Raw genomic sequence first — 21,661 nt, 5'->3', positions numbered from 1 at the left:
AGGAAGCATGTTTTATTCTATCAAAGAATTGGTCGAGCAAGCAGATCTGGACTTTCAAGGAAATGTCGCAGAACTCATGATTACAACAGAGTTTGAATTGACCGGTCGCGAACGTGAAGAAGTCTTCCTTCTCATGGAACGCAATCTGGAAGTCATGAAAGCCTCTGTCCAACTTGGTCTCAATGAAAATAAATCTCGTAGTGGCCTGACAGGTGGAGATGCTGCCAAATTGGATCACTACATTAAAAACGGAAAAACTCTGTCAGATTACACGATTCTCTCTGCTGCCCGAAATGCCATTGCAGTCAATGAACACAATGCCAAAATGGGCTTGGTTTGTGCCACTCCAACCGCTGGAAGTGCTGGCTGTCTGCCTTCCGTTCTCACTGCTGCTATTGAAAAATTAGACCTCAGCCACGAGCAACAGCTGGATTTTCTCTTTGCTGCCGGTGCCTTTGGACTAGTCATCGCAAACAATGCCTCTATCTCAGGTGCTGAAGGTGGCTGTCAGGCCGAGGTTGGTTCGGCCTCTGCTATGAGTGCTGCAGCCTTGACTCTAGCTGCCGGTGGAACACCTTATCAGGCCAGTCAGGCCATTGCCTTTGTCATTAAAAATATGCTAGGCCTCATCTGTGACCCTGTTGCCGGCTTGGTTGAAGTTCCCTGTGTCAAACGCAATGCCATGGGAGCTAGCTTTGCCTTCATCGCAGCAGACATGGCCCTGGCAGGTATCGAATCTAAAATCCCTGTGGATGAAGTTATCGATGCCATGTACCAAGTAGGAGCAAGCATGCCAACTGCCTTTCGTGAAACAGCTGAAGGTGGACTCGCTGCCACCCCTACTGGTCGTCGCCTCCAAAAAGAAATTTTCGGAGAATAAGCTTATCAAATAGGAGAAACCATGACCTCTATCTCAGCTATCTTTTTCGATCTGGACGGAACCCTCGTTGATAGTTCTATCGGGATTCACAATGCCTTTACCCATACCTTTAAGGAGCTGGGGGTACCTAGCCCTGATGCCAAAACTATTCGTGGTTTTATGGGACCGCCTCTTGAAAGTAGTTTTGCGACCTGCCTTCCCAAAGAACAAATTTCTGAAGCCGTGCAGATATACCGTTCGTACTATAAGGAGAAAGGCATCCATGAAGCTCAGCTCTTCCCTCATATTGTAGGCTTGCTTGAGAAGTTATCGAGCAATTACCCTCTTTATATCACCACTACAAAGAATACTCCAACCGCTCAAGACATGACTAAAAACTTGGGAATCTATCATTTCTTTGATGGCATTTATGGTTCCAGCCCTAAAGCACCCCATAAGGCAGATGTCATTCGCCAAGCCTTGCAGGCACATCAACTAGCACCGGAACAAGCCATCATCATCGGAGATACCAAGTTTGATATGATGGGAGCTCAAGAAACAGGCATTCAGAAATTGGCCGTCACTTGGGGATTTGGAGAGCAAGCAGACTTGCTAAACTATCATCCTGATTTTATCGCTCACAAACCCATAGAAGTTTTGGAGTATTTTCAATAATATAACGGAGACTGGGCAAATACTCAATTTCATACTCTTCGAACCACGTTAGTTTTCTCTGTAACCTCAACGCTGTGCTTTGAGTAACCTTCGGCTAGCCTCCTAGTTTGCTCTTTGATTTTTATTGAGTATCAGAATAAAATGAAGCAAGTTTACACATAACAAAACGCATATTACCAAGGTTTTTCAAGACCTGATAATATGCGTTTTTCTTTTTTATTCAACGTGGGTAGTTTGATTGGCAAAGGCGATAATAGCTTGCTTCAACTCATCTCCACTAAGAGTGCGGAACTCTTCAATTTTTTGATCGATGGCTTCTAGAGGCATGACATTAACCTTACCAACGAAAATCTTATCCATAACCTGGTTATCAACCAATTCGGTCGAAACCAAGAGTTCTTCGTAAAGTTTTTCGCCTGGGCGGATTCCAACTTCAACAATTGGAATTTCGCTTTCGGTGTGTCCACTTAGAAGGACCATTTTCTTGGCCAAGTCATAAATCTTGACTGGTTTGCCCATATCAAGGATAAAGACTTCTCCATCCTTGGCATAGGCACCAGCATGGATAACCAAACGGCTAGCTTCTGGAATAGTCATAAAGTAACGGGTCATGCGGAAGTCTGTCACCGTTACAGGACCACCTTCAGCAATCTGACGTTCAAAGACTGGAATCACACTACCACGGCTACCAAGTACATTCCCAAAACGAACTGCACAGTAGGTTGATTGACTACGTTGGTTAAAGCCAGTGACAATCAACTCAGCCACGCGCTTGGTTGCTCCCATAACATTTGGTGGATTAACCGCCTTATCTGTCGAAATCATAACCATCTTAGGTACTTTGGCTTCATCAACAGCCTTAGCAACGTTGTAAGTTCCACGGATATTGTTTTTGAAGGCTTCTTTTGGATTGCGCTCCATCATAGGAACGTGCTTGTGAGCAGCCGCATGATAAACAATAGCTGGCTTGTACTGTTCAAAGACTTGCAAGAGACGGTCATAGTCTTGAATATCGGCAATAACCGGTACATAATCAATCCCTTGGAACTTGCGAATCAATTCATGATAAACAAGGTAGATTGAGTTTTCCCCATGACCGAGCAAGACGATGCGTTCAGGATTGAAGCGACTAACTTGGCGACAGATTTCAGAACCGATTGAGCCACCAGCACCTGTAACCAAGATTGTCTTACCTGTCAGTTCTGCGCCCAGACGCGATTCATCAAGACGAATTTCCTGACGTCCCAAAAGGTCCGTAATATCAATTTTTTGGAAGCCAGTACCTGCTTGGTGAAGCCCTTGAACAACCGTTTCAACCTTAGGCATCTTGTAACACTTGACACCCAGCTTATTACACATCTGCAAGATACGTTCATATTCTGACGGGTCAAGCGACGGAATCGCAACGATAACACGCTCAATTTGGTGGCGTTTGGCTAATTCAGGCAGATCATCATATGAACCCAAAACAGGGATTCCACCAAGTTTTTGACCCTTTTTCTTAGAATCCTTGTCCAAAATACCGACAAGTTCTAATTCACTGGTTGGATGTTGGTAACTATCCATAAAGAGAGCTCCACCATCACCGGCACCAATCAAGAAGGTTCGACGGTGTTCTCCATCACCACTTCCCTTTTTGCGTTTAGAGTAGATTAACTGCCAAGTAATCCGTGGCAATAAAATCAAGAAAGTACTCAACAAGATAAAGAGTACGATAAAACGGATGGAGAAGAGGGGCAAGAAGGCATAGCAGATACTATATGACAAGATACTGCTAGCAGTCACACCAAAAAAGATTTTCATGAAATCCGTAATCTTGCTGTAACGACTGATACTAGCGTTCAATCCCCAAAATCCAATCATCAATTGATAGAACAGGAAGGCCAAACTCGTATAGATGATGTAGTCAACAGGTGCTGGATTAATCAAGCCGTAGAATAAGATATAAGATACAATGATGGAAACCACCATACTCAAAATATCAAATATTCCCCAGAAAACCTGTTTTTGTTGTTTATTTAAAATTTCCACCAGATCAATCACATAATCTGTGAGTTTTTTATTCATAGAAATTTACTCCTCCTTAAAAGAGCCGAATAGTTATATTGTTATTATAACACTTTTTCTCTAGTTTACGATTTGCTACAATCTTTTAATTGCTTTTTCTTAACAGTTTCATAAAAATAAACTGTCTGACAAATCCTGGACAAAGAGCAACAACCATCTGAATGGCAACACTCTTGGCATACTCCATGTAAGAAATTTGTCCTCGCTTCAGCATGCGTTGACGAGCTTGACGATAGAGTTTGAGGTAACGCAGTCCCCCACGACGCTCAAACATTCCTGCTCCAACACGAACCTTACACAAGATTTGATCCAGATTTCCAGTCTTAGCTCCTGCAGCAATCATATTGAGCCAGAGGAGGTCATCCTCCATATAAAGCCCATCCTCATAGTTGCCTGCCTTGAGAACCATGTCCTTCTTGAACATGACAGTCATGTGGTTAAAGGCACTTCTCATCCTTTGATAAGCTACAATATCTGCATGCTGGGTTGGAACACGACGGTAAGAAACGATCTCATCAGGATTGTCAATAAACTCTGCAATATGTCCACCTAATAAGTCGAGCTTGTCCTTCTCCATTAGCTGAACCTGTTTCTCAAAACGGTCTGGAACAGCTATATCATCCGTATCCATACGAGCGATGATATCGTACTGACACTGCAAAACACCCTGTCGAAGAGCCAGACCCAAACCTTGATTCTGCTCAAGAGGATAGCGTTTCACTGGAATATCAGACTCAGCTTCAAGCTGGTCTAATACCTGATAGAGCTCAGGTGTCAAAGGCCCATCCTCAACCAGAACCAATTCGCTCGGTTTCAGGGTCTGATTTTGAACACTCTCAATAGCATCCTCTAAAAATGTCGGATTTTCCTTGATATAGACCGACATCAATACGCTGATTTTTTGCTTTTCAGACACAGTTTTTCTCCAATGTATAGATTTCCTTCCACTATTTTATCATAATTTTCAAGACTTTCCCATTTTTATCTTGAAAGCCCAAAACCTTACTTGACATTATAAGGAAAAAACCTTAAAATAAGCTGTTATTAAAATCAGCTAGAAGAGGTATTATATGAAAAAGCAATCACTCTTTTTTGTTCCAGGTATTATACTAATTGGTGTTTCCTTGCGGACTCCTTTTACTGTTTTACCCATTATTTTGGGAGATATTTCGCAAGGACTGGGAGTAGAAGTTAGTTCGCTTGGTGTCTTGACCAGCCTTCCTCTCCTCATGTTTACCCTCTTCTCGCTATTTTCTACCCGACTGGCTCAAAAAATCGGCTTGGAGCATCTCTTTACCTATAGCCTTTTCTTCTTGACCATCGGTTCTCTCATTAGACTAATCAATCTGCCTCTGCTCTATCTAGGAACCTTGATGGTTGGGGCAAGTATCGCAGTCATTAATGTTCTGCTTCCTAGTCTTATCCAAGCCAATCAACCAAAGAAAATTGGTTTTCTGACTACCTTATATGTAACCTCTATGGGGATTGCAACGGCTCTGGCCTCCTATCTGGCTGTGCCTATTACACAAGCCAGTTCTTGGAAAGGACTTATCATCCTCCTCACCCTGCTCTGCCTAGCAACTTTTTTGGTCTGGCTGCCTAATCACCGCTATAATCACAGACTGGCTCCACAAACCAAACAAAAAAGCAAAACAAAGGTCATGCATAATAAACAGGTCTGGGCAGTGATTGTCTTTGCAGGTTTTCAATCCTTGCTCTTTTACACCGCTATGACCTGGCTACCTACCATGGCCATCCATGCAGGCCTATCCAGTCACGAAGCTGGCTTGCTAACCTCTATCTTCTCCCTGATTAGCATTCCTTTTTCAATGACTATCCCAAGCCTGACAACCAGCTTGTCTACTCGCAACCGTCAGCTCATGCTCACTCTGGTTTCACTGGCTGGCGTGGTCGGTATTTCCATGCTCTTTTTCCCAATCGGTAATTTCTTTTACTGGCTTGCCATCCATATCCTCATCGGAACCGCGACCAGCGCCCTCTTCCCCTATCTCATGGTCAACTTTTCACTCAAGACAAGCGCCCCTGAAAAGACTGCACAATTGTCTGGTTTATCTCAAACAGGAGGCTATATCCTAGCAGCCTTTGGGCCAACCCTCTTTGGTTACAGTTTTGACCTTTTCCACTCTTGGGTGCCAGCTGTAGCTGCCCTCTTACTCGTCGATATCCTGATGACTGTGGCCCTCTTTACAGTGGACAGAGCTGATAAAATCCTTTAAACTTCTAGTTTTGGCTAGAAGTTTTTTATATATAAAAATTTTACACATTTCTCTTGACAGGGCTTTCATTTAGATGTACAATGTATGTGTAGAAAAATTATATATAAAAATCTTACACATTAGAAAAGGAGGTTTCCCATGTACTTTCCAACATCCTCTGCCTTGATTGAATTTCTCATCTTGGCCGTACTGGAGCAGGATGATTCTTATGGTTATGAGATTAGCCAGACCATTAAGCTTATCGCTAACATCAAAGAATCTACGCTCTATCCCATTCTCAAAAAATTGGAAGGCAATAGCTTTCTGACAACCTATTCTAGAGAGTTCCAAGGTCGCATGCGCAAATACTACTCCTTGACAAATGGTGGTATAGAACAGCTCGTGACCCTGAAAGATGAATGGGCACTCTATACAGACACCATTAATGGCATCATAGAAGGGAGTATCCGCCATGACAAGAACTGAATACCTGACTCAGCTAGAACTCTATCTCAAAAAACTGCCTCAGGCTGACCAAATTGAAGCCATGGACTATTTCAGGGAACTCTTTGACGATGCTGGAGTCGAAGGAGAAGAAGAACTCATCGCTAGCTTGGGAACTCCTAAGGAAGCAGCTCACGAAGTTCTCTCCAATCTTCTCGATAAAAAAATCAATGAAGCACCTGCTCAAAAGAATAACCGACAAATTTTGCATATCGCCTTGTTAGCCCTCCTTGCAGCACCCATCGGTATTCCTCTGGGAATCGCCATCCTCGTGTCCCTGTTCGCAATCCTTGTGGCAGCCTTGACTGTCATCTTGGCTTTCTTTGCGGTTTCCATACTTGGTATCATCGGCGGATTCCTATTTTTAGTTGAAAGTTTCACTGTCTTAGCCCAAGCTAAATCAGCCTTTATCTTGATTTTTGGTGCTGGTTTACTGGCTATCGGTGCTTCTTCACTAGTCTTACTAGGTATTTCCTATGTAGCCCGCTTCTTCGGCCTACTCATTGTTCGCCTGGTGCAATTTGTTCTCAAAAAAGGAAAGAGAGGTGACCAGCATGCGTAAATTGACAAAAGGATTTCTCATTTTTGGTGTGGTGACTACCGTTATCGGCTTTATCTTGCTTTTTGTAGGTATCCAATCTGACGGGATTAAGAGCCTACTTTCCATGTCCAAGGAACCTGTCTATGATAGCCGTACGGAAGAGCTAACCTTTGGCAAGGAAGTCGAAAACCTAGAAATTACTCTCCACCAACACGCGCTGACCATCACAGACTCTTTCGATGATCAAATCCACATTTCTTACCATCCATCTCTTTCTGCTCACCATGATCTTATCACGAATCAGAACGATAAAACGCTGAGCCTCACTGATAAGAAACTGTCTGAAACTCCATTTCTCTCTTCTGGAATCGGCGGGATTCTCCATATCGCAAGCAGCTACTCTAGTCGTTTTGATGAAGTTATTCTCCAATTGCCAAAAGGAAGAAGCCTAAAAGGAATCAACATCTCAGCCAATCGCAGACAAACCACCATCATAAATGCTAGCCTTGAAAATGCGACCCTCAATACAAACAGCTATATCCTCCGAATTGAAGGAAGTCGTATCAAAAACAGTAAACTCACAACCCCTAATATCGTTAATATCTTTGATACAGACCTTACAGATAGTCAACTAGAGTCAACAGAGAAGCACTTCCACGCTGAAAATATCCAAGTACACGGTAAGGTGGAATTGGTGGCGAAAACAGACCTACAACTGCTACTTTCCGAAGAAGAAAAACAAAGAATCAACTTAGATCTTTCAACAAAACATGGTTCTATTCTTCATTTTGTGAGAGAAGGAAGACGTTCATTTAACAATAAAGAAAACAGAGATGAACATTTAAGCAATCCTTATAAAACAGAAAAAGCTGATGTGAAAGATCAACTCATAGCAAGGGCAGACCAATATATCTATCTACTCAAAGCAGAGGAACACGAGTCTTCTTCTAGAAATCGTTGACAAAAACGCTTACATTCGCTACTATGGAAGCATATTTATCTAACTAAAAAGGGAGGTTCTACCATGAAACAAGAATGGTTTGAAAGTAATGATTTTGTAAAAACAACAAGCAAGAACAAACCTGAAGAGCAAGCTCAAGAGGTTGCAGACAAGACTGAAGAAACGATAGCCGATCTCGATACACCAATTGAAAAAAATACTCAAGTAGAGGAGGAAGTCTCTCAAGCTGAAGTCAAACTGGAAAGCCAGCAAAAAGAGACAATTGAAACGCCTGAAGACAGTGAAGCAAGAACAGAAATAGAAGAAAAGAAAGCATTAGATTCTACTGAAGAAGAGCAAGATCTTTCTAAAGAAACAGAAAAAGTCACTATAGCTGAAGAGAGTCAAGAAGTACTTCCTCAGCAAAAACCAACCACGAAAGAGCCCCTTCTTATCAGTCAATCCTTAGAAAGTCCCTATATCCCCGACCAAGCTCCAAAATCTACGGATAGATGGAAAGAGCAAGCGCTTGATTTTTGGTCTTGGCTAGTGGAAGCTCTCAAATCTCCTACAAGCAGTCTTGAAACAAGTAGCACACACAGTTATACAGCCTTCCTCTTGCTCATTCTGTTTTCTGCATCTTCCTTTTTCTTTAGTATCTACCACATCAAACATGCTTACTATGGACATATAGCAACTATGCATAATCACTTCCCTGAACAATTTGCTTCATTAAATCTCTTTTCGATTATCTCTATCCTAGTAGCAACAACACTCTTCTTCTTTTCATTCCTCTTGGGTGGTTTCGTCGTGAGACGATTTATCCACCAGGAAAAAGACTGGACGCTAGAAAAGGTTCTCCAACAATATAGTCAACTCTTGGCAATTCCAATCTTCCTCACTGCCATTGCTAGTTTCTTTGCCTTCTTTGATAGCCTGCGATTCACAGCCCTCTTGTGTGTGATTAGTGTTGGAATCATTCTGCTTGCCAGTCTCCATATCATTACAAGGCCAAGTCAAGCAAGTGAAACCGACTCCTTCTATCAGTTATTCTTGTCTGTCCTTGTGAACGGAGTCATTATCCTCCTCTTCTTTGTAGCTGAGGTAGCACTGATTGGGGATTACCTTCGTATCTTGGCCTTTCTTTAAACTTCAATCCTGTCATCCATGGCAGGATTTTTCTATGTCAAAAAAGCAAGTCACTTGACCTGCTTTACTCTTCTTGTGCTAATGCTTTAAAATCTTTGTCTAAGATTGGTTGCACTTCTAATTGATTGGCATCTAATTGGTGGTAAGATGCTGATGGTAATGACTCTAGGAATTTTGCATAGTCCAAGCGGGCAATGGCTTCATAGTCTTCTGGTTTAGAGCCGTCTCCTGTAATTTGAACCAAGTCAATCTCCCACTGAACTTCCTTATCCAGCAATTGCTCAATATAGGAAGCAGGAACAAATGGTTCTCTCGGTAAAACAGTCTTGACTCCTTGAGCCAGATGGTAAACACCGTGAACTTGTCCTTCTCCATCCTGATAGAAGGAAACTCTTGCAAAGTAAGCATCTGTCTCTTGAACTGCACGTACACGTGCTTCAAACTGTGCCAAACCATCTGCCTCTAAAAAGCTTTTCAAGTCCTCATGACTAAAGAAAACAGGATTAAAAATTCCTTGGCAAATCGTAAAACGAGCTGCAGTATCTGCTAGATGGGCTTGGATACTTGCCTGGAAATACGCTTCAAAATCAAAACCATCTAGTCCTTCAATCTCAGTTCCTGTATAAGCAAGCAGAGCATCTAAAAATGATTTGATAATCTGCCAGTCTGTCTTCGTGAGTAGGTCAGGAAGATCGACACGGTAAGCCTTTTGACCATCAGCATAACTGACCTTAAAAAGAAATTGTGATTGCCCCACTATCGCACACTCGATATACTCAAGACGGTTGAGAGGCTGACGGAGATAGACGGCATCATAGCTATGTGACTCCAAACCATCTACCAAGGCCAAGATGGACTTGGCAGTCAAAATTTCCTGTTCTCCTAAAATACTCTGTTTATTTGGAATAAAAAATGTTTTCGTCATAACTGGACTCCTTTGAAATCGTTTACATATAGTATACCTTATTTTCCTGAAAGATACAGAAACAAACTTTAGATTTTTGAGTAAAAAGCATAGAAAAACAGCCCCTAAGGACTGTTTAATCTTATACAGTAGCTACTTGATCCAAGCTTTCACCGATAGCGGCTAGGCGCTCGACAACTTCAGCTTGTGTCAATTCATGTTCTGAAACATAGCGGTTACGTGGGTGAACACGGCACTCGTGTGAGCATCCACGAAGGTACTTGTCTTCATTTTCTTCTGATGTCAAGATACGACGGTTACAGAATGGATTTCCACAGTTGACATAACGTTCACATGGTGTTCCATCAAACCAGTCTTTCCCTACGATAGTTGGGTTGACATGGTTAACATCTACGGCAATACGCTCGTCAAAGACGTACATTTTCCCATCCCAAAGCTCACCTTGAACTTCTGGGTCTTTACCGTAAGTAGCGATTCCTCCGTGCAATTGACCGACATCTTTATAGCCTTCACGGACCATCCAGCCTGAGAATTTCTCACAGCGAACGCCACCTGTACAGTAAACTACGACACGCTTGTCCATGAATTTTTCCTTGTTATCACGGACCCATTGTGGCAACTCACGGAAGTTGCGGATATCTGGGCGAATAGCCCCACGGAAGTGTCCTAGGTCGTACTCATAATCGTTACGTGTGTCAAGGACAACGGTATCTTCGTCAAGAAGAGCTTCTTTGAACTCTTTTGGAGACAAGTAGGCACCTGTTGTTTCAAGTGGGTTGATGTCGTTGTCAAAGTCGTTGTCTTCCAAACCAAGGTGGACAATCTCTTTCTTGTAGCGAACGAACATCTTCTTGAAGGCTTGTTCACTTTCTTCGTCAATCTTAAACCAGAGGTCTTCCATGCCTGGGAGGCTGTGAACGTAGTCCATGTATTTTTGAGTTGTTTCATAATCCCCTGAAACTGTTCCGTTAATTCCTTCGTCAGCGACTAGGATACGGCCTTTAAGGCCGATTGATTTACAGAAAGCCAAGTGGTCTGCAGCAAATTGCTCTGCATTTTCAATTGGAGTATAAAGGTAGTAAAGTAAGACACGAATATCTTTTGCCATAAGATTTGTTCTCTTTTCTATTCTTAAATTTTCAGAATTTTTCATCTAACTATACTAGTATACCTGCTTAAGAAAACGAATGCAATTTATTTGACTGGAAATTTATAGAAAGAGTCCTATCCCTGTACTTCATCAGTAGCCATAGCGAATAGCTGATAATTCTCTCAATTTTTTGATCTGATCGGCTTGATTTTCTGATAACATCAACTTATTATCAATCAACACACGTGAGATGTCAACATTCATTTGACTCAAAATAAATGGAGTAGAGGTCCCATCGTTCTCTAATCGTCTTTTATAACTCACTAACAGATTTTTCAAGGGAGTCAGTTGAGGCGTATCCTTTATATCTTCCAAAAGATGATTTATGATAGTCATGGCTTCACAACGTCTTTCGCTTCCTCCAGCAAACCATTTTAATGGTGTCATACTTATTTTCCTCCTTAAGTTTAAAAGCTATCATTCCTAACTCTCGCGCCAGTATTTACCCAAACACCCTCTGTAAAAAAGTCAGCAAAAATGGTAATGTTGCGAAAATATTATTAATCACATGCACCGCATAGGATGGATAAATGCTCTTGGTATAGCGGGTCAAACTAGCAAAGATGATGCCAGATGTTGCAAAGACGAAGATATCTAACAAACTAGGCAGGCTTGAAAAATGAGGAAGAGCAAATAAAATTGACGGAAGAAGCAAATCAAGGCCAAATCTCGAATGCTTAAAAAAGGCGTGTTGCAGTAATCCTCTATAGATTAGCTCTTCCATAAGTGGAGTCAGGAAGAACAAAGTTATATAGATACCTAGCTCAGCAAAGTTGGTCCCACTATAACCGATCAATACAGCCCAACCTTCAGCAGTTGATTGAACATGTTTAGCTGTCTGAACGTTAAAAGAGATCTGGAGCACTACCACTAATACTGTCAAAATCGAATACCAAAGCCATTTTTTTCTCGGAATGCGAAAAAGATAGCCGTGCCCTGTCTTAACCAGAATCCAAATCATGACTCCGCTAAATAGCAAACTCAAGATATTTTGAATCCAGACGAAATTGCCAATCTGGGAAGAAAATTGCCAATAATTTTGAACAATAAGCGTCAGCTGAGAAAGACCAAATACGAAAAATAGGTAAGAGAAAACTGCACTAATTTTGAATAGAAGTTGATACTTCTTCATATGAACTCTCCTTTGTAAACTCGAGACATCTCTAATATAAGCTATATTTTCCTAAATCCTTACTCCAAATCCTAAATGGTATTTGAGATTTCCTGAATGGTTAAACAGCGATAAGAAAACACAGATATCTATGCTCTCGTTTCAAAAAATCACTGCCTCCCCCAGATAAGCCTGAGGAAAACAGTGATTCAATTTTTAGGAATTAGGAATGAATACACGAAATCAATTGATCTTATGATTTTTTGTTTTTCAAGAATTCATCATATTGTTTTTGCATTTCGTTCAATACTTTATCGTAAGCACCTTCAGATTTCAATTTTTCCATCAATTCTGGAATAGCTTTATCTGGGTCTACAGTACCAGTGTTGATAGCTGTATCGAATTGTTGCATTGTGTTAGAGATTGCTGAGATTTCAGATTTCACATTGTCAGTGTTAAAGATGAATCCAAGTGCTGGAGATTCTTTAGCTTCAGCCAATTGTTTCTTAGAATCTTCGATTTGTTGGTCTGTAACGTTTTCGTTGATGTAAAGGATCCAGTTGTTACCAGTGTTCCATCCACCCATGTGAGTGTTTCCTTTGTAGCCATCAAGGACTTTAACACGGTTTTCTTTACCTGGAATTTTTTCCCAGTTCTTGCCTTCTGGACCATAAACAAGACCATTCAAGAGTTCTGGGTTAGTGTTCAAGAGGTTCAACACTTCCATTGATTTTTCTTTGTTCTTAGAGTTGTTTGAGATAACAAAGTTAGCAACTTGTGTTGTTTGGTTTTTCTTGATGAAGTTAGTGATTGGTTTGATTTGGATGTCTTTGTTTGCAACACGTGAAAGCAAGCTGTTACCGTAGTCAGCTGGTCCTACTGTTTCTTCACGAACGAACCAAGTATCTTGTTGAAGGTCAAATGAAGTATCGCTTGTTGCTACGTCTTTTGGAATGTAGCCAGCTTCATAGAATTTGTGAAGAGTCTTCAAGTGTTCTTTAAAGCGAGGCACTTCGTAACGGTTTACGATCTTAGTAGTGTCCCCTTCAAGGTCGATAACGAATGGAAGTCCATTTGGAACTGGGTAGTCAAAGTTATCAGATGGGATGAAGTTCTTAGTAACCGCAAATGGCACTACATCTGGAGCTTTTTCTTTGATTTGTTTCAAGACTGGTTCAAGTGTTTCATATGAAGTGACACCTGAAATATCGATACCGTATTTAGCAAGGAGAGTTCCGTTGAAGGCGAAGTTTTGAGATGATGCAACGTTGGCTGCAACTGGAACTGCGTAAATTTTACCGTTAATGCTGTTACCTTTGATGTAAGCTGGGTCAAGTGCTTTATAAAGCTCTGCTCCTTCTTTCTTATACAAGTCAGTCAAGTCAGCATAGGCACCTTTTTGAGCATTTACAACATAGTTAGATGCAAAGGCGATATCGTAGTTTTCACCAGATGATGTGATAACTGACATTTTCTTATCATAGTCACCCCATCCAAGATATTGGATATCCAATTTAGCACCAACTTTTTCACCGATGATTTTGTTAGCATTTTCTAGCAATTCATCTAAGTTATCTGGTTTGTCACCGATTTGGTACATTTTGATAACAGTTTTTTCACCTGAAGCTGAGTCAGCAGCTTTTTTACTGTTACCTGAAAGGTTTCCACAAGCAGCGAGACCAGCAGCCAAAGCGACTACGCTAGCAGATGCAAAAGCATATTTTTTCCAGTTTTTCATGACAAAAACTCCTTTTTTTTATTTTTAAACTTATAAACAATGTAATGATCTTAACTTCACGCAAGGGAAGTTTGGAAATGAGAAATGATTTTTCTCAACAAGCACTATTCTTTCACACCACCGATAGTCAAACCTTTTACAAAGTAGCGTTGGAAGAATGGATACAAAATCGCGATTGGAAGGGTTGCAACCACAACCATGGCCATACGTCCTGTTTCTTTCGGTAGAGCAACTCCCAGTTGACCAGACAGGCCGACTGCTTTGGCGATGTAGTCCATATTTTGTTGGATTTGCATGAGCAAATATTGCAATGGATACAAGTTGTCACTCTTGATATAAAGAAGGGCGTTGAACCAGTCATTCCAGAAACCAAGAGCTGTTAAGAGCGTGATGGTTGCGATACCTGGTAGTGACAATGGCAAACAGATTTGGAAGAAGATCCGGGCCTCACTAGCACCATCGATACGAGCGGATTCTAGAATAGCTTCTGGAATGGTCTTCTTGAAGAAGGAACGCATCAAGATGATGTTAAATGGTGAGAGAAGCATTGGAACAATCAAGGCCCAAACTGTATCACCAAGTTGAAGTAAACGAGTTACCACGATATAGCCCGGTACCAAACCCGCGTTAAACAACATACTAAGAAGGGCAAAAATCGTAAAGAATCTGCGATACTTAAAGGTTGTCCGTGAAATAGCGTAGGCATAAGTTGTTGTGATAAAAACGTTTGTGATAGTCCCCACCACTGTTACAAAGACTGAGATGAAGAGGGCTTGGAGGATTTTATCCTTAAACTGTGCCAAAAACTCAAAACCGTCTAATCCAAATTGAGATGGGAAGAAGCTATATCCATTTTGGAGGATACTCTTTTCATCTGTCACCGAAATAACGATAACGAATACAAAAGGTAGGATACAAGAAAGGGCAACCAAACCAGAAATGGTACTAAAGAAGATATCTGCTTTCTTACTGAAGGAGTGAATGCCGACATTATCAATTTTTTCTTTTTTAATTTTCTTTTCTGCCATATTCTCCTCCTTTCTAGAACAAGGCTGAGTTTGGATCAACTCGTCTTGCCAGTAAGTTTGATAGGATAACCAGAATCAAGCCGACAACTGATTGGTAGAGACCTGCTGCTGAAGCCATCCCGATATCCGCTGTCTGAGTCAAACCGTTATAAACATATACGTCCAAGACGTTGGTTACATTATAAAGCTGACCAGCATTGTGAGGGATTTGGTAGAAGAGACCAAAGTCTGCACGGAAGATGTTTCCGACTGCAAGGATGGTCAATACAGTTACCAATGGTGTCAACTGCGGAATAGTTACATTGCGAATTCGTTGCCATTTGCTAGCCCCGTCCACTGTCGCTGCTTCGTAGTAGGTTGGATCAATTCCCATGATTGTCGCATAGTACATGACACTGCTATATCCAAAGCCTTTCCAAATACCAAGGAAAAGTAGGAGATAAGGCCAGATGCCCAAGTCAGCGTAGAAATTGACTTCCTTCATTCCGATAGATTCTAGGAAATGGTTGAATACCCCTTTATCAATGTTTAGGAAGGCATCTGTAAAGAAACTGATGATAACCCAAGACAAGAAGTAAGGGAACAACATAGAAGTTTGGAAAATCTTAACCATTCTCTTAGAACGGAGTTCACTTAGGATGATAGCAATCCCTACAGATACAATCAAACCGATAAAGATAAAGCCGAGATTGTAGAGGACAGTATTTCGAGTGATGATAAAGGCGTCTTTTGAACTAAACAAGAATCTGAAATTATCGAGTCCGACCCATTTACTATTCACGATACTATCTATAAATCCATTACTGGTCATGTGGTAGTCTTTAAAGGCAACCACGTTCCCAAATACTGGAATGTAGAAGAATAGAATCAACCAGAGTGCCCCTGGCAAAACCATCAAGAGAAAGATCCAGTTGTCTCTCAAGGTTTTTGAAAACTTATTCATAATTTCCTCCCCTTTTTATTTTGATATCCATCTAAAAATTCCTTTTTAGACTTTTGATAACGATTACATTATTAGTATACTCCTATTTGAAGGTTAGGTTAAACTACTAATTATAGAAAAAACTCCACAAATTATTTTATGTGGAGTACTTTTTTAAGAAAGGGATGTTTCACGAGAAACACTCTGCTCAAGGCAAGGTGTTCTTGTTTTTAGGTTGTATAAATGGTTGAAGCTGTCGCAATGGTATGCCACTGGTTGGCTGTTGTGGCTGCGAAGTCCTTGTCTGCGTAGAAGTCTGTAAATGGTAAGATTTCCACTTCTAACTCATCGATGCGGTCAATCTGACCAGCTAGATAAGCCTCGATGCGGCTTTCTGCTCGCTTGATGCGTTGCAAGAGTCCGCCCATACGGATATCAACTGTGTCCAAGCCAAAGACCTTGTTTTCTTTCAGCCATTGGTTGCTAAAGAGAGCATGGAAGTCTTCAATTTGGCTTCTGAGTTCTGGTAATTCTTGTCTGGCAATTTCTTGCAGGCTTTCTTTATCACCTTCTTGGTAAGCCTGACGAATGCGCCGTCCCACATCGACTTTGCTACTTAAAATCTGATTCAACTGGGCCTGAGTTTCAAAGAGGTAGGCATAGTTGCCAGCTTTTTCTTTAATGTTAGCAAGCGTCTCAGCAGCCTGAGCGAAGTGCGGTTTGTCCTGTTCAGGTGTCATGTGTCGATCAAGGATCGGACAGAGAATATCCTGATAAAAGACATAGCGGTTAGGATTGATCCCGCTGAGATTACCCGGTAGGTCTGGCAAGAGATTAGCTAGGTCAATCTGCATAAAGTCCTCAACCGATAGACCAGTATTAGTCTGGAAATGAGCAGACAAATGGTCTAGGTCATTGCGATAGCTGAGTTCAGCCCAGATTTGCAAGCTTGGGAGAATAGAAAACTGGGCAGTTTCACCACCATTATCCCCCCAACCCGTTACAATGACTTCTTTGATATCATTGGAACGACAGGCTTTATTAGCTTCAATAGCGATGAGACGGCTGAAATGGTTGTTGGGTGTGAAACCAATCCACTTCCAAGCACCACCTGCAAAGGCAAGGTCATGGCTAATCTTGTGGTGGTTGCAGAAGTTGCGATTGTATTTTTCCTCGCTATCCTGATAATAGTCCCAATAAACCAAAGTCACTCGGTCTTTAAGCCGGTCGAGGTAAACACGCGTTTCCTCTGGAATTTCCACGTCACGATCGTACTGACCATCCGCTGACATGAGTTTAAAGAACATATCGCTCCACATCTGACAGTGGAAACCATACTTGTCAGCAATATCCAGCACGCGCTCCAAGTGTTGGCACATGAGGAGACTGCGATCCACCACACCGTTCAGAATCAAGTAGCGTCCCAAACCAACCAAGTGGGCTTCGTCCATCCCGATATTGACCTTGCGAGTTTGCAGTTTAGATAGAGTCGCAAACATGCCATCAATCAGGTTATAAACCTTTTCTTCGCCAATGAGAAGAATATCCTCCACATCACGGAGCTCCTGCACTTCCTTGACACCCCATTTGACAAAGGCTGACAAGTGGGCCAAGGTCTGGATGCAGGGCACAAAGGTCATGTCAAACTGCTGGGCATAGGCTTCGATTTCCTGCAACTCTTCTGCTGAATAAGCCCCACGGAAGTAACCAAAGTATGGTTGCCCCTCAATCTGGTAGGTGTCTTCCATGTAAAGCTCAAAGGTTGAGTAGCCCATGAGAGCCAATACCTCAATCATCTGCTTGGCAGAGGCTACATTCAAAACTGCATTTCTGGAACAGTCTGCCATATAAGCCAAATCTTCATAAGCTGCTTGTTCTTCAATCTCTACCTTGTCACCTTCTGCTAGAGCCGTTGCCAACAAGGACAAGGCACGATAAAGTTGGTGGGGTTTGCGGTAAGTTAGTTGATAGTGGCCACCCTCACCCTTGATAGAGATAGACGCTTGGTCAGACTGGGCAACAGCTACTTCCACATCTGGTAAAGAGATATGCTTTGTCAGCAAGTCGATTGCCTGAGTTTGTTTGGGACTAAGTCCTGTAAATCTTACCATTGGTTTTCCTCCTGTAGCCAGTTGACAAGGGCACCGTAGAGATTGGCATCTGCATGATAAGTACAGGCTTGGATAACGGGTGCAACCGTGTATTCTTCGTAAGTTTCTACAAAATCATCGACAGCTTTTTTGACCCCTTGGATGAAGTCTGGATTTTGACTTATAGAGCCTCCCAGACTAATGACATCTGGATCAATCAGATACTGAATATTGAGCAAGCCTTGCGCCAGATTGCGGTTCATGCGCTCAATAGCTTCTTGACAAAGGGTATTTCCTGCTTCGGCCTCTTGGTAAATCTTGCGACCGTCCCAGTCAGTCTGACCAGATTTTTCAATCACGTAGCGCACCATATTTCCAGTTGACGCTAGTTGCGACCAGTTGTTGAGCTTTTCAGCAGGGGCAAGAGTTGTCATGTAGCCAAATTCTCCACCCAGACCGTGGCGACCTCGATGAAGTCTACCATTGATAATCATGGCTCCGCCAATCCCTGTCCCAATCACGACACAGGCTGCATTTTCAAGTTCTGGATGAGCCAGCAATTCACTGAGTCCAACGCAGTTAGCATCATTTTCCAGATGGATAGGAATCTGATAAGAGCTAAGCGCCTCATACCAAGAAAATCCGTGAATGTAGGGTACTGCACTGAAGCCATCAATCACACCTGTCTCTTGATTGACCGCGCCTGGAACGCTCATAGCAATCCCGCTATAATCCTGCTCTGACAAGCGTTGATCTAACCAAACTAGTAAATCCTCCAAATTTTCTGGTGTTGGGATACTTGTCTTATCTAGTATTTTTCCATCAGGAGTCAGACTAGCAAACTTAATCCCAGTCCCTCCGATATCAATCGTTGCAATGGTCATTGTTTTTACCATAAAAAGGGGCGAATCAGCAGTTAGTTCTTACTTTTTCGCCCCTCCTTTCTTTTATGTTTACTTTTTGAAATTAAATTTCTTCTTTTTTGATGAATTCTGTACGAATCTCTTGTGGTGAAATGAGGCCTCTATGAACGGGGTATGGTCGTTCAAGTAGGTCAAGGAAGAGATGTTGACTTTCCGGTACACGTACATTTTCACTACACATATTGTAGTAACGAAGCACATAGCCTTCTTCATTTTCAGCTACCTTAAAGGCTGTTGGACAGATTTGCGGTATGTTGAGAACAGAATGATTCAAGAGGCTACCAGTCGCAGCCACGCTACCCTCTTGTTTTGCAACTTGAAGAGCTGTAAATGGTGTCTGCAAGGCTTTAGCACGACGGAAAGCTGAGAAGCGTTCTTGGGCTTGGTGGCATTCAAGCGCAAACTCAACTTCAAACTCACGCAAACACTGAGCTTCTGGTGTTGGAAAGTAGCCCCAGTCACCCAGCTCACCTGATGCACGCAAAATCGTCACTGCAATGGTGTCGTCCCCAAGGATTTCGTATTCATTCAATCCCTTGTTGGATACAGTCACCCCTTTTTCATCGTCATACAGACTGACAAAGGCCTGTTGGTGTTGAGGATTTTCAGGATTTTCCCACGAAGCAGCTGGTTTGTTTGGTCGTGTCACCACCTCATAGATGCTTTCAGAATCATTGCTTGGACGCGTGTTATGAGTCTTGACCAAGAGACGGATACGGTGATCTTTGGCAGTGTTGGTAAAGCGAGTCTTGCAACGGATTTGTGGATTGTCAACAAAGACAGTCATCTCAGTTTCCAGAGGAATGCTTGTCAACTCTTCTGAACGTCCAGCTTCACGCTTCATAAACTCGATGATACCTTTTTGCTCTTCTTCTAGTTTTTCATCTGCGCTGACAGGCACGGTCAACTCATGTTTGAGCAAAATCTTAGCATAGCGAGCTGTGTTTTCCAAGACCTCATAGCCCTTAAGCTCTGCATAGATTGGCTCTGTTCCTTTTGGTTGGAAATAGATATACTCGTTTCCGATGTCCCCACGGTCCTCGAAGCGGATAAAATCTTCATAGGCTTCGTGAGTTGTCTTGTCATAAACTGTGATATTGTCATCCACACTTACCGTTACAAATGGTGTATCAATCACCCCGTTTTGGTAAATGCCTTCACGGTGTTCTTGTTCTCCTTCCAGCAATTGAAAAGTTGTCCAAGAAAGCGGTGCTAGGTGAACTGGAATTGTCACGCGCACTTGTCGAGCAATACGAGCTTGGCGGAACTTGTCTTTTGGTAAATCATACTCAAAATTAGCTCCCAAATCTTCGATTTTAGCCTCTACAGGACGACCATCCAAGTCCTCTACACGGTAACTTGGCAAGGTAAGAGCAGCCATCTTCTTGTAGCCTTCTGTTGGATGCAATTCCTTGAAATCACAAGTCGCTACATCAATCACTGTGCTGACAGTATCAACCTTATCATGCAAGCCTGTGTTAATGACAGTAAAGAGATAGTCACTTTGAGCCTTAGCCGTAGCGATTTTTCCCTTCCACTCGTTAAGAAGATTGCTCTTAACAAAGTTTCCAACTTGGTGGACCTTGGCAAAACGAGTTTCCATCTCGCGGTGAACTTCGTCCACGCTACAGCCACAGATGCTATCATGCGGCGCATTCTGCAAAAGAGTTTTCCAAGCATAGGTCAACTGGTCCTTGTGGTTATGGCCCCCAGTGATAATCGTCAAGGGTTCTACAACTTGCTCTAGGAGATTGCTATTTTCTTGGAAGGCTTGTTTGAGATAAATACGAGATGAAGAAGTGTTAGCAAGCGTGTACCAGCCGTCTGTTTCCTGACTGGTCAACTCGCCTGTAACTGTTGATAAGTGTTCAGGAAGCGCACCTTCCACGGCTTGAACATATTCATCAAAAGAACTATGAACAAAGGTCACATCTGGGAAGAGTTCATTTGCCACACGAATGGCTTCGCTCAGATTTTTCTGGACAGGCTGGTGGTCACAACCGTTCATCATCAACCATTGGTTGGTAGAAGCGTAGTCACGCACGTCTGCCAATTTTTGTTTCCAGAAGGTCAAGGCCTCGTCTTTATCCACTGGAATCTCATTCCCGTTACTGTACCAGTTGGCAAAGAGAATCCCCAGGACACGACTACCATCCGCACCCTGCCAGTACATTTCTGAAAACTGGGATGTAAACTGCTCATCTTCGAGTACTTGGTTGTCAAATCCAATCGGCTTCACACCACGACCAAAAGCGGCCACATGAATGCCTGATTTTTGAAGGATTTGAGGCGCTTGCCCCATATTTCCAAAGGTATCTGGGAAGTAACCAACCTGAGTTGATTTGCCCCATTTTGCAGCCTCCTGCTGACCGATAAGAGTATTACGGACATTTGCTTCACTTGAAATCAAGTAGTCATCTTGCAAGATGTAAAAAGGACCAATTTTCAATTTTCCTTCGTCGATGTATCGTTGGACTTTGTCGCGATTTTCAGGGCGAATCTCCAAGTAGTCATCAAGGACAATAGTTTGACCATCCAAGTGGAAGCTCTTGAACTCAGGGTCATTTTCAAAGAGATCAAAGAGATTGTCAAATAATTCCACCAACTGCATACGGTGGCTTTCAAAAGGCAAGTACCACTCACGATCCCAGTGACTATGTGAGATAATATGTACGACAACATTTTCCATGAAGTAAAACCTCATTCTAAATTTAAATTTTTATTGTTAACGTTTTAAATGTAAATTTGTGATTCTGACAAGAATCAGTGAAGCGAAAGCGAGCTCCTTATACTCAATGAAAATCAAAGAGCAAACTAGGAAGC

19 protein-coding genes are annotated in these 21,661 nt (G+C 42.2%); 7 read left to right on the top strand and 12 right to left on the bottom strand.

What is annotated here, in order from left to right; all coding sequences use genetic code 11:
- Positions 1–7: 7 nt before the first annotated feature.
- Together sdaAA and JQ843_RS00090 are read left to right on the top strand one after the other, a co-directional pair.
- Positions 8–880, top strand: a complete 873-nt coding sequence (gene sdaAA, locus JQ843_RS00095; RefSeq protein WP_000500041.1) for an L-serine ammonia-lyase, iron-sulfur-dependent, subunit alpha — start codon at positions 8–10, stop codon at positions 878–880.
- A 21-nt stretch (positions 881–901) separates the two neighbouring features.
- The gene (locus tag JQ843_RS00090) at positions 902–1,534 is read left to right on the top strand and encodes an HAD hydrolase-like protein (RefSeq protein ID WP_203212595.1); all 633 of its coding nucleotides are present in this window, start codon (positions 902–904) and stop codon (positions 1,532–1,534) included.
- Positions 1,535–1,750: 216 nt separating this feature from the next.
- Here JQ843_RS00090 and JQ843_RS00085 read toward each other — a convergent pair whose 3' ends face one another.
- Both JQ843_RS00085 and JQ843_RS00080 read right to left on the bottom strand, forming a co-directional pair.
- On the bottom strand, positions 1,751–3,601 hold the full coding sequence (locus JQ843_RS00085) for a polysaccharide biosynthesis protein (RefSeq protein WP_203212594.1): 1,851 nt from the start codon (positions 3,599–3,601) through the stop codon (positions 1,751–1,753).
- Between the two features lie 85 nt (positions 3,602–3,686).
- Complete coding sequence (locus tag JQ843_RS00080) at positions 3,687–4,517, bottom strand: glycosyltransferase (protein ID WP_203212593.1); 831 nt, start codon at positions 4,515–4,517, stop codon at positions 3,687–3,689.
- 154 nt (positions 4,518–4,671) lie between these two features.
- On the opposite strand from JQ843_RS00080, the gene JQ843_RS00075 reads away from it, so the two are divergent.
- The 5 genes from JQ843_RS00075 to JQ843_RS00055 all read left to right on the top strand — a co-directional run bounded on the left by JQ843_RS00075 (position 4,672) and on the right by JQ843_RS00055 (position 8,951).
- The gene (locus JQ843_RS00075; protein ID WP_024057315.1) at positions 4,672–5,838 is read left to right on the top strand and encodes a CynX/NimT family MFS transporter; all 1,167 of its coding nucleotides are present in this window, start codon (positions 4,672–4,674) and stop codon (positions 5,836–5,838) included.
- A gap of 138 nt (positions 5,839–5,976) precedes the next feature.
- Positions 5,977–6,303 (top strand): PadR family transcriptional regulator, encoded by a 327-nt coding sequence (locus JQ843_RS00070; protein ID WP_000273858.1) that lies wholly within the window; start codon positions 5,977–5,979, stop codon positions 6,301–6,303.
- On the top strand, positions 6,290–6,883 hold the full coding sequence (locus tag JQ843_RS00065; RefSeq protein WP_024057314.1) for a DUF1700 domain-containing protein: 594 nt from the start codon (positions 6,290–6,292) through the stop codon (positions 6,881–6,883). Before JQ843_RS00070 ends, JQ843_RS00065 begins: the two co-directional genes overlap by 14 nt.
- The gene (locus JQ843_RS00060; protein ID WP_203212592.1) at positions 6,876–7,823 is read left to right on the top strand and encodes a DUF4097 family beta strand repeat-containing protein; all 948 of its coding nucleotides are present in this window, start codon (positions 6,876–6,878) and stop codon (positions 7,821–7,823) included. Before JQ843_RS00065 ends, JQ843_RS00060 begins: the two co-directional genes overlap by 8 nt.
- Positions 7,824–7,886: 63 nt before the next feature.
- Entirely contained in the window at positions 7,887–8,951 is a 1,065-nt protein-coding gene (locus JQ843_RS00055) for a DUF6574 domain-containing protein (protein WP_203212591.1), read from the top strand.
- A 64-nt stretch (positions 8,952–9,015) separates the two neighbouring features.
- Here JQ843_RS00055 and JQ843_RS00050 read toward each other — a convergent pair whose 3' ends face one another.
- The 10 genes from JQ843_RS00050 to JQ843_RS00005 form a co-directional block, all read right to left on the bottom strand.
- Positions 9,016–9,876 carry a DUF4299 family protein gene (locus tag JQ843_RS00050; protein WP_203212590.1) on the bottom strand — a complete coding sequence of 287 codons (861 nt, stop codon included), beginning with the start codon at positions 9,874–9,876 and terminating at the stop codon, positions 9,016–9,018.
- 121 nt (positions 9,877–9,997) lie between these two features.
- Positions 9,998–10,984 (bottom strand): oxygen-dependent tRNA uridine(34) hydroxylase TrhO, encoded by a 987-nt coding sequence (gene trhO / locus JQ843_RS00045; RefSeq protein ID WP_153210241.1) that lies wholly within the window; start codon positions 10,982–10,984, stop codon positions 9,998–10,000.
- Between the two features lie 132 nt (positions 10,985–11,116).
- Complete coding sequence (locus JQ843_RS00040; protein WP_203212589.1) at positions 11,117–11,413, bottom strand: bacteriocin immunity protein; 297 nt, start codon at positions 11,411–11,413, stop codon at positions 11,117–11,119.
- Between the two features lie 55 nt (positions 11,414–11,468).
- Complete coding sequence (locus JQ843_RS00035) at positions 11,469–12,158, bottom strand: CPBP family intramembrane glutamic endopeptidase (RefSeq protein WP_203212588.1); 690 nt, start codon at positions 12,156–12,158, stop codon at positions 11,469–11,471.
- A 232-nt stretch (positions 12,159–12,390) separates the two neighbouring features.
- Positions 12,391–13,875, bottom strand: a complete 1,485-nt coding sequence (locus JQ843_RS00030; RefSeq protein ID WP_000800391.1) for an ABC transporter substrate-binding protein — start codon at positions 13,873–13,875, stop codon at positions 12,391–12,393.
- Positions 13,876–13,979: 104 nt separating this feature from the next.
- Positions 13,980–14,903, bottom strand: coding sequence for a carbohydrate ABC transporter permease (locus JQ843_RS00025; protein WP_000818353.1), 924 nt, complete (start codon positions 14,901–14,903; stop codon positions 13,980–13,982).
- Between the two features lie 13 nt (positions 14,904–14,916).
- Positions 14,917–15,846 carry an ABC transporter permease gene (locus JQ843_RS00020; RefSeq protein ID WP_004254906.1) on the bottom strand — a complete coding sequence of 310 codons (930 nt, stop codon included), beginning with the start codon at positions 15,844–15,846 and terminating at the stop codon, positions 14,917–14,919.
- A gap of 209 nt (positions 15,847–16,055) precedes the next feature.
- On the bottom strand, positions 16,056–17,936 hold the full coding sequence (locus JQ843_RS00015) for a beta-N-acetylhexosaminidase (RefSeq protein ID WP_203212587.1): 1,881 nt from the start codon (positions 17,934–17,936) through the stop codon (positions 16,056–16,058).
- Entirely contained in the window at positions 17,930–18,799 is an 870-nt protein-coding gene (locus tag JQ843_RS00010) for an ROK family protein (protein ID WP_203212691.1), read from the bottom strand. Before JQ843_RS00010 ends, JQ843_RS00015 begins: the two co-directional genes overlap by 7 nt.
- An 82-nt stretch (positions 18,800–18,881) precedes the next feature.
- Positions 18,882–21,527 carry an alpha-mannosidase gene (locus tag JQ843_RS00005; RefSeq protein WP_203212586.1) on the bottom strand — a complete coding sequence of 882 codons (2,646 nt, stop codon included), beginning with the start codon at positions 21,525–21,527 and terminating at the stop codon, positions 18,882–18,884.
- Between the last annotated feature and the right edge of the window lie 134 nt (positions 21,528–21,661).

It is taken from the genome of Streptococcus mitis, from assembly GCF_905187495.1.
Taxonomy (GTDB): domain Bacteria; phylum Bacillota; class Bacilli; order Lactobacillales; family Streptococcaceae; genus Streptococcus; species Streptococcus mitis_CU.
Note: the sequence above shows the minus strand (reverse complement) of the source record. Positions and strands in the feature narration are given on the sequence as shown.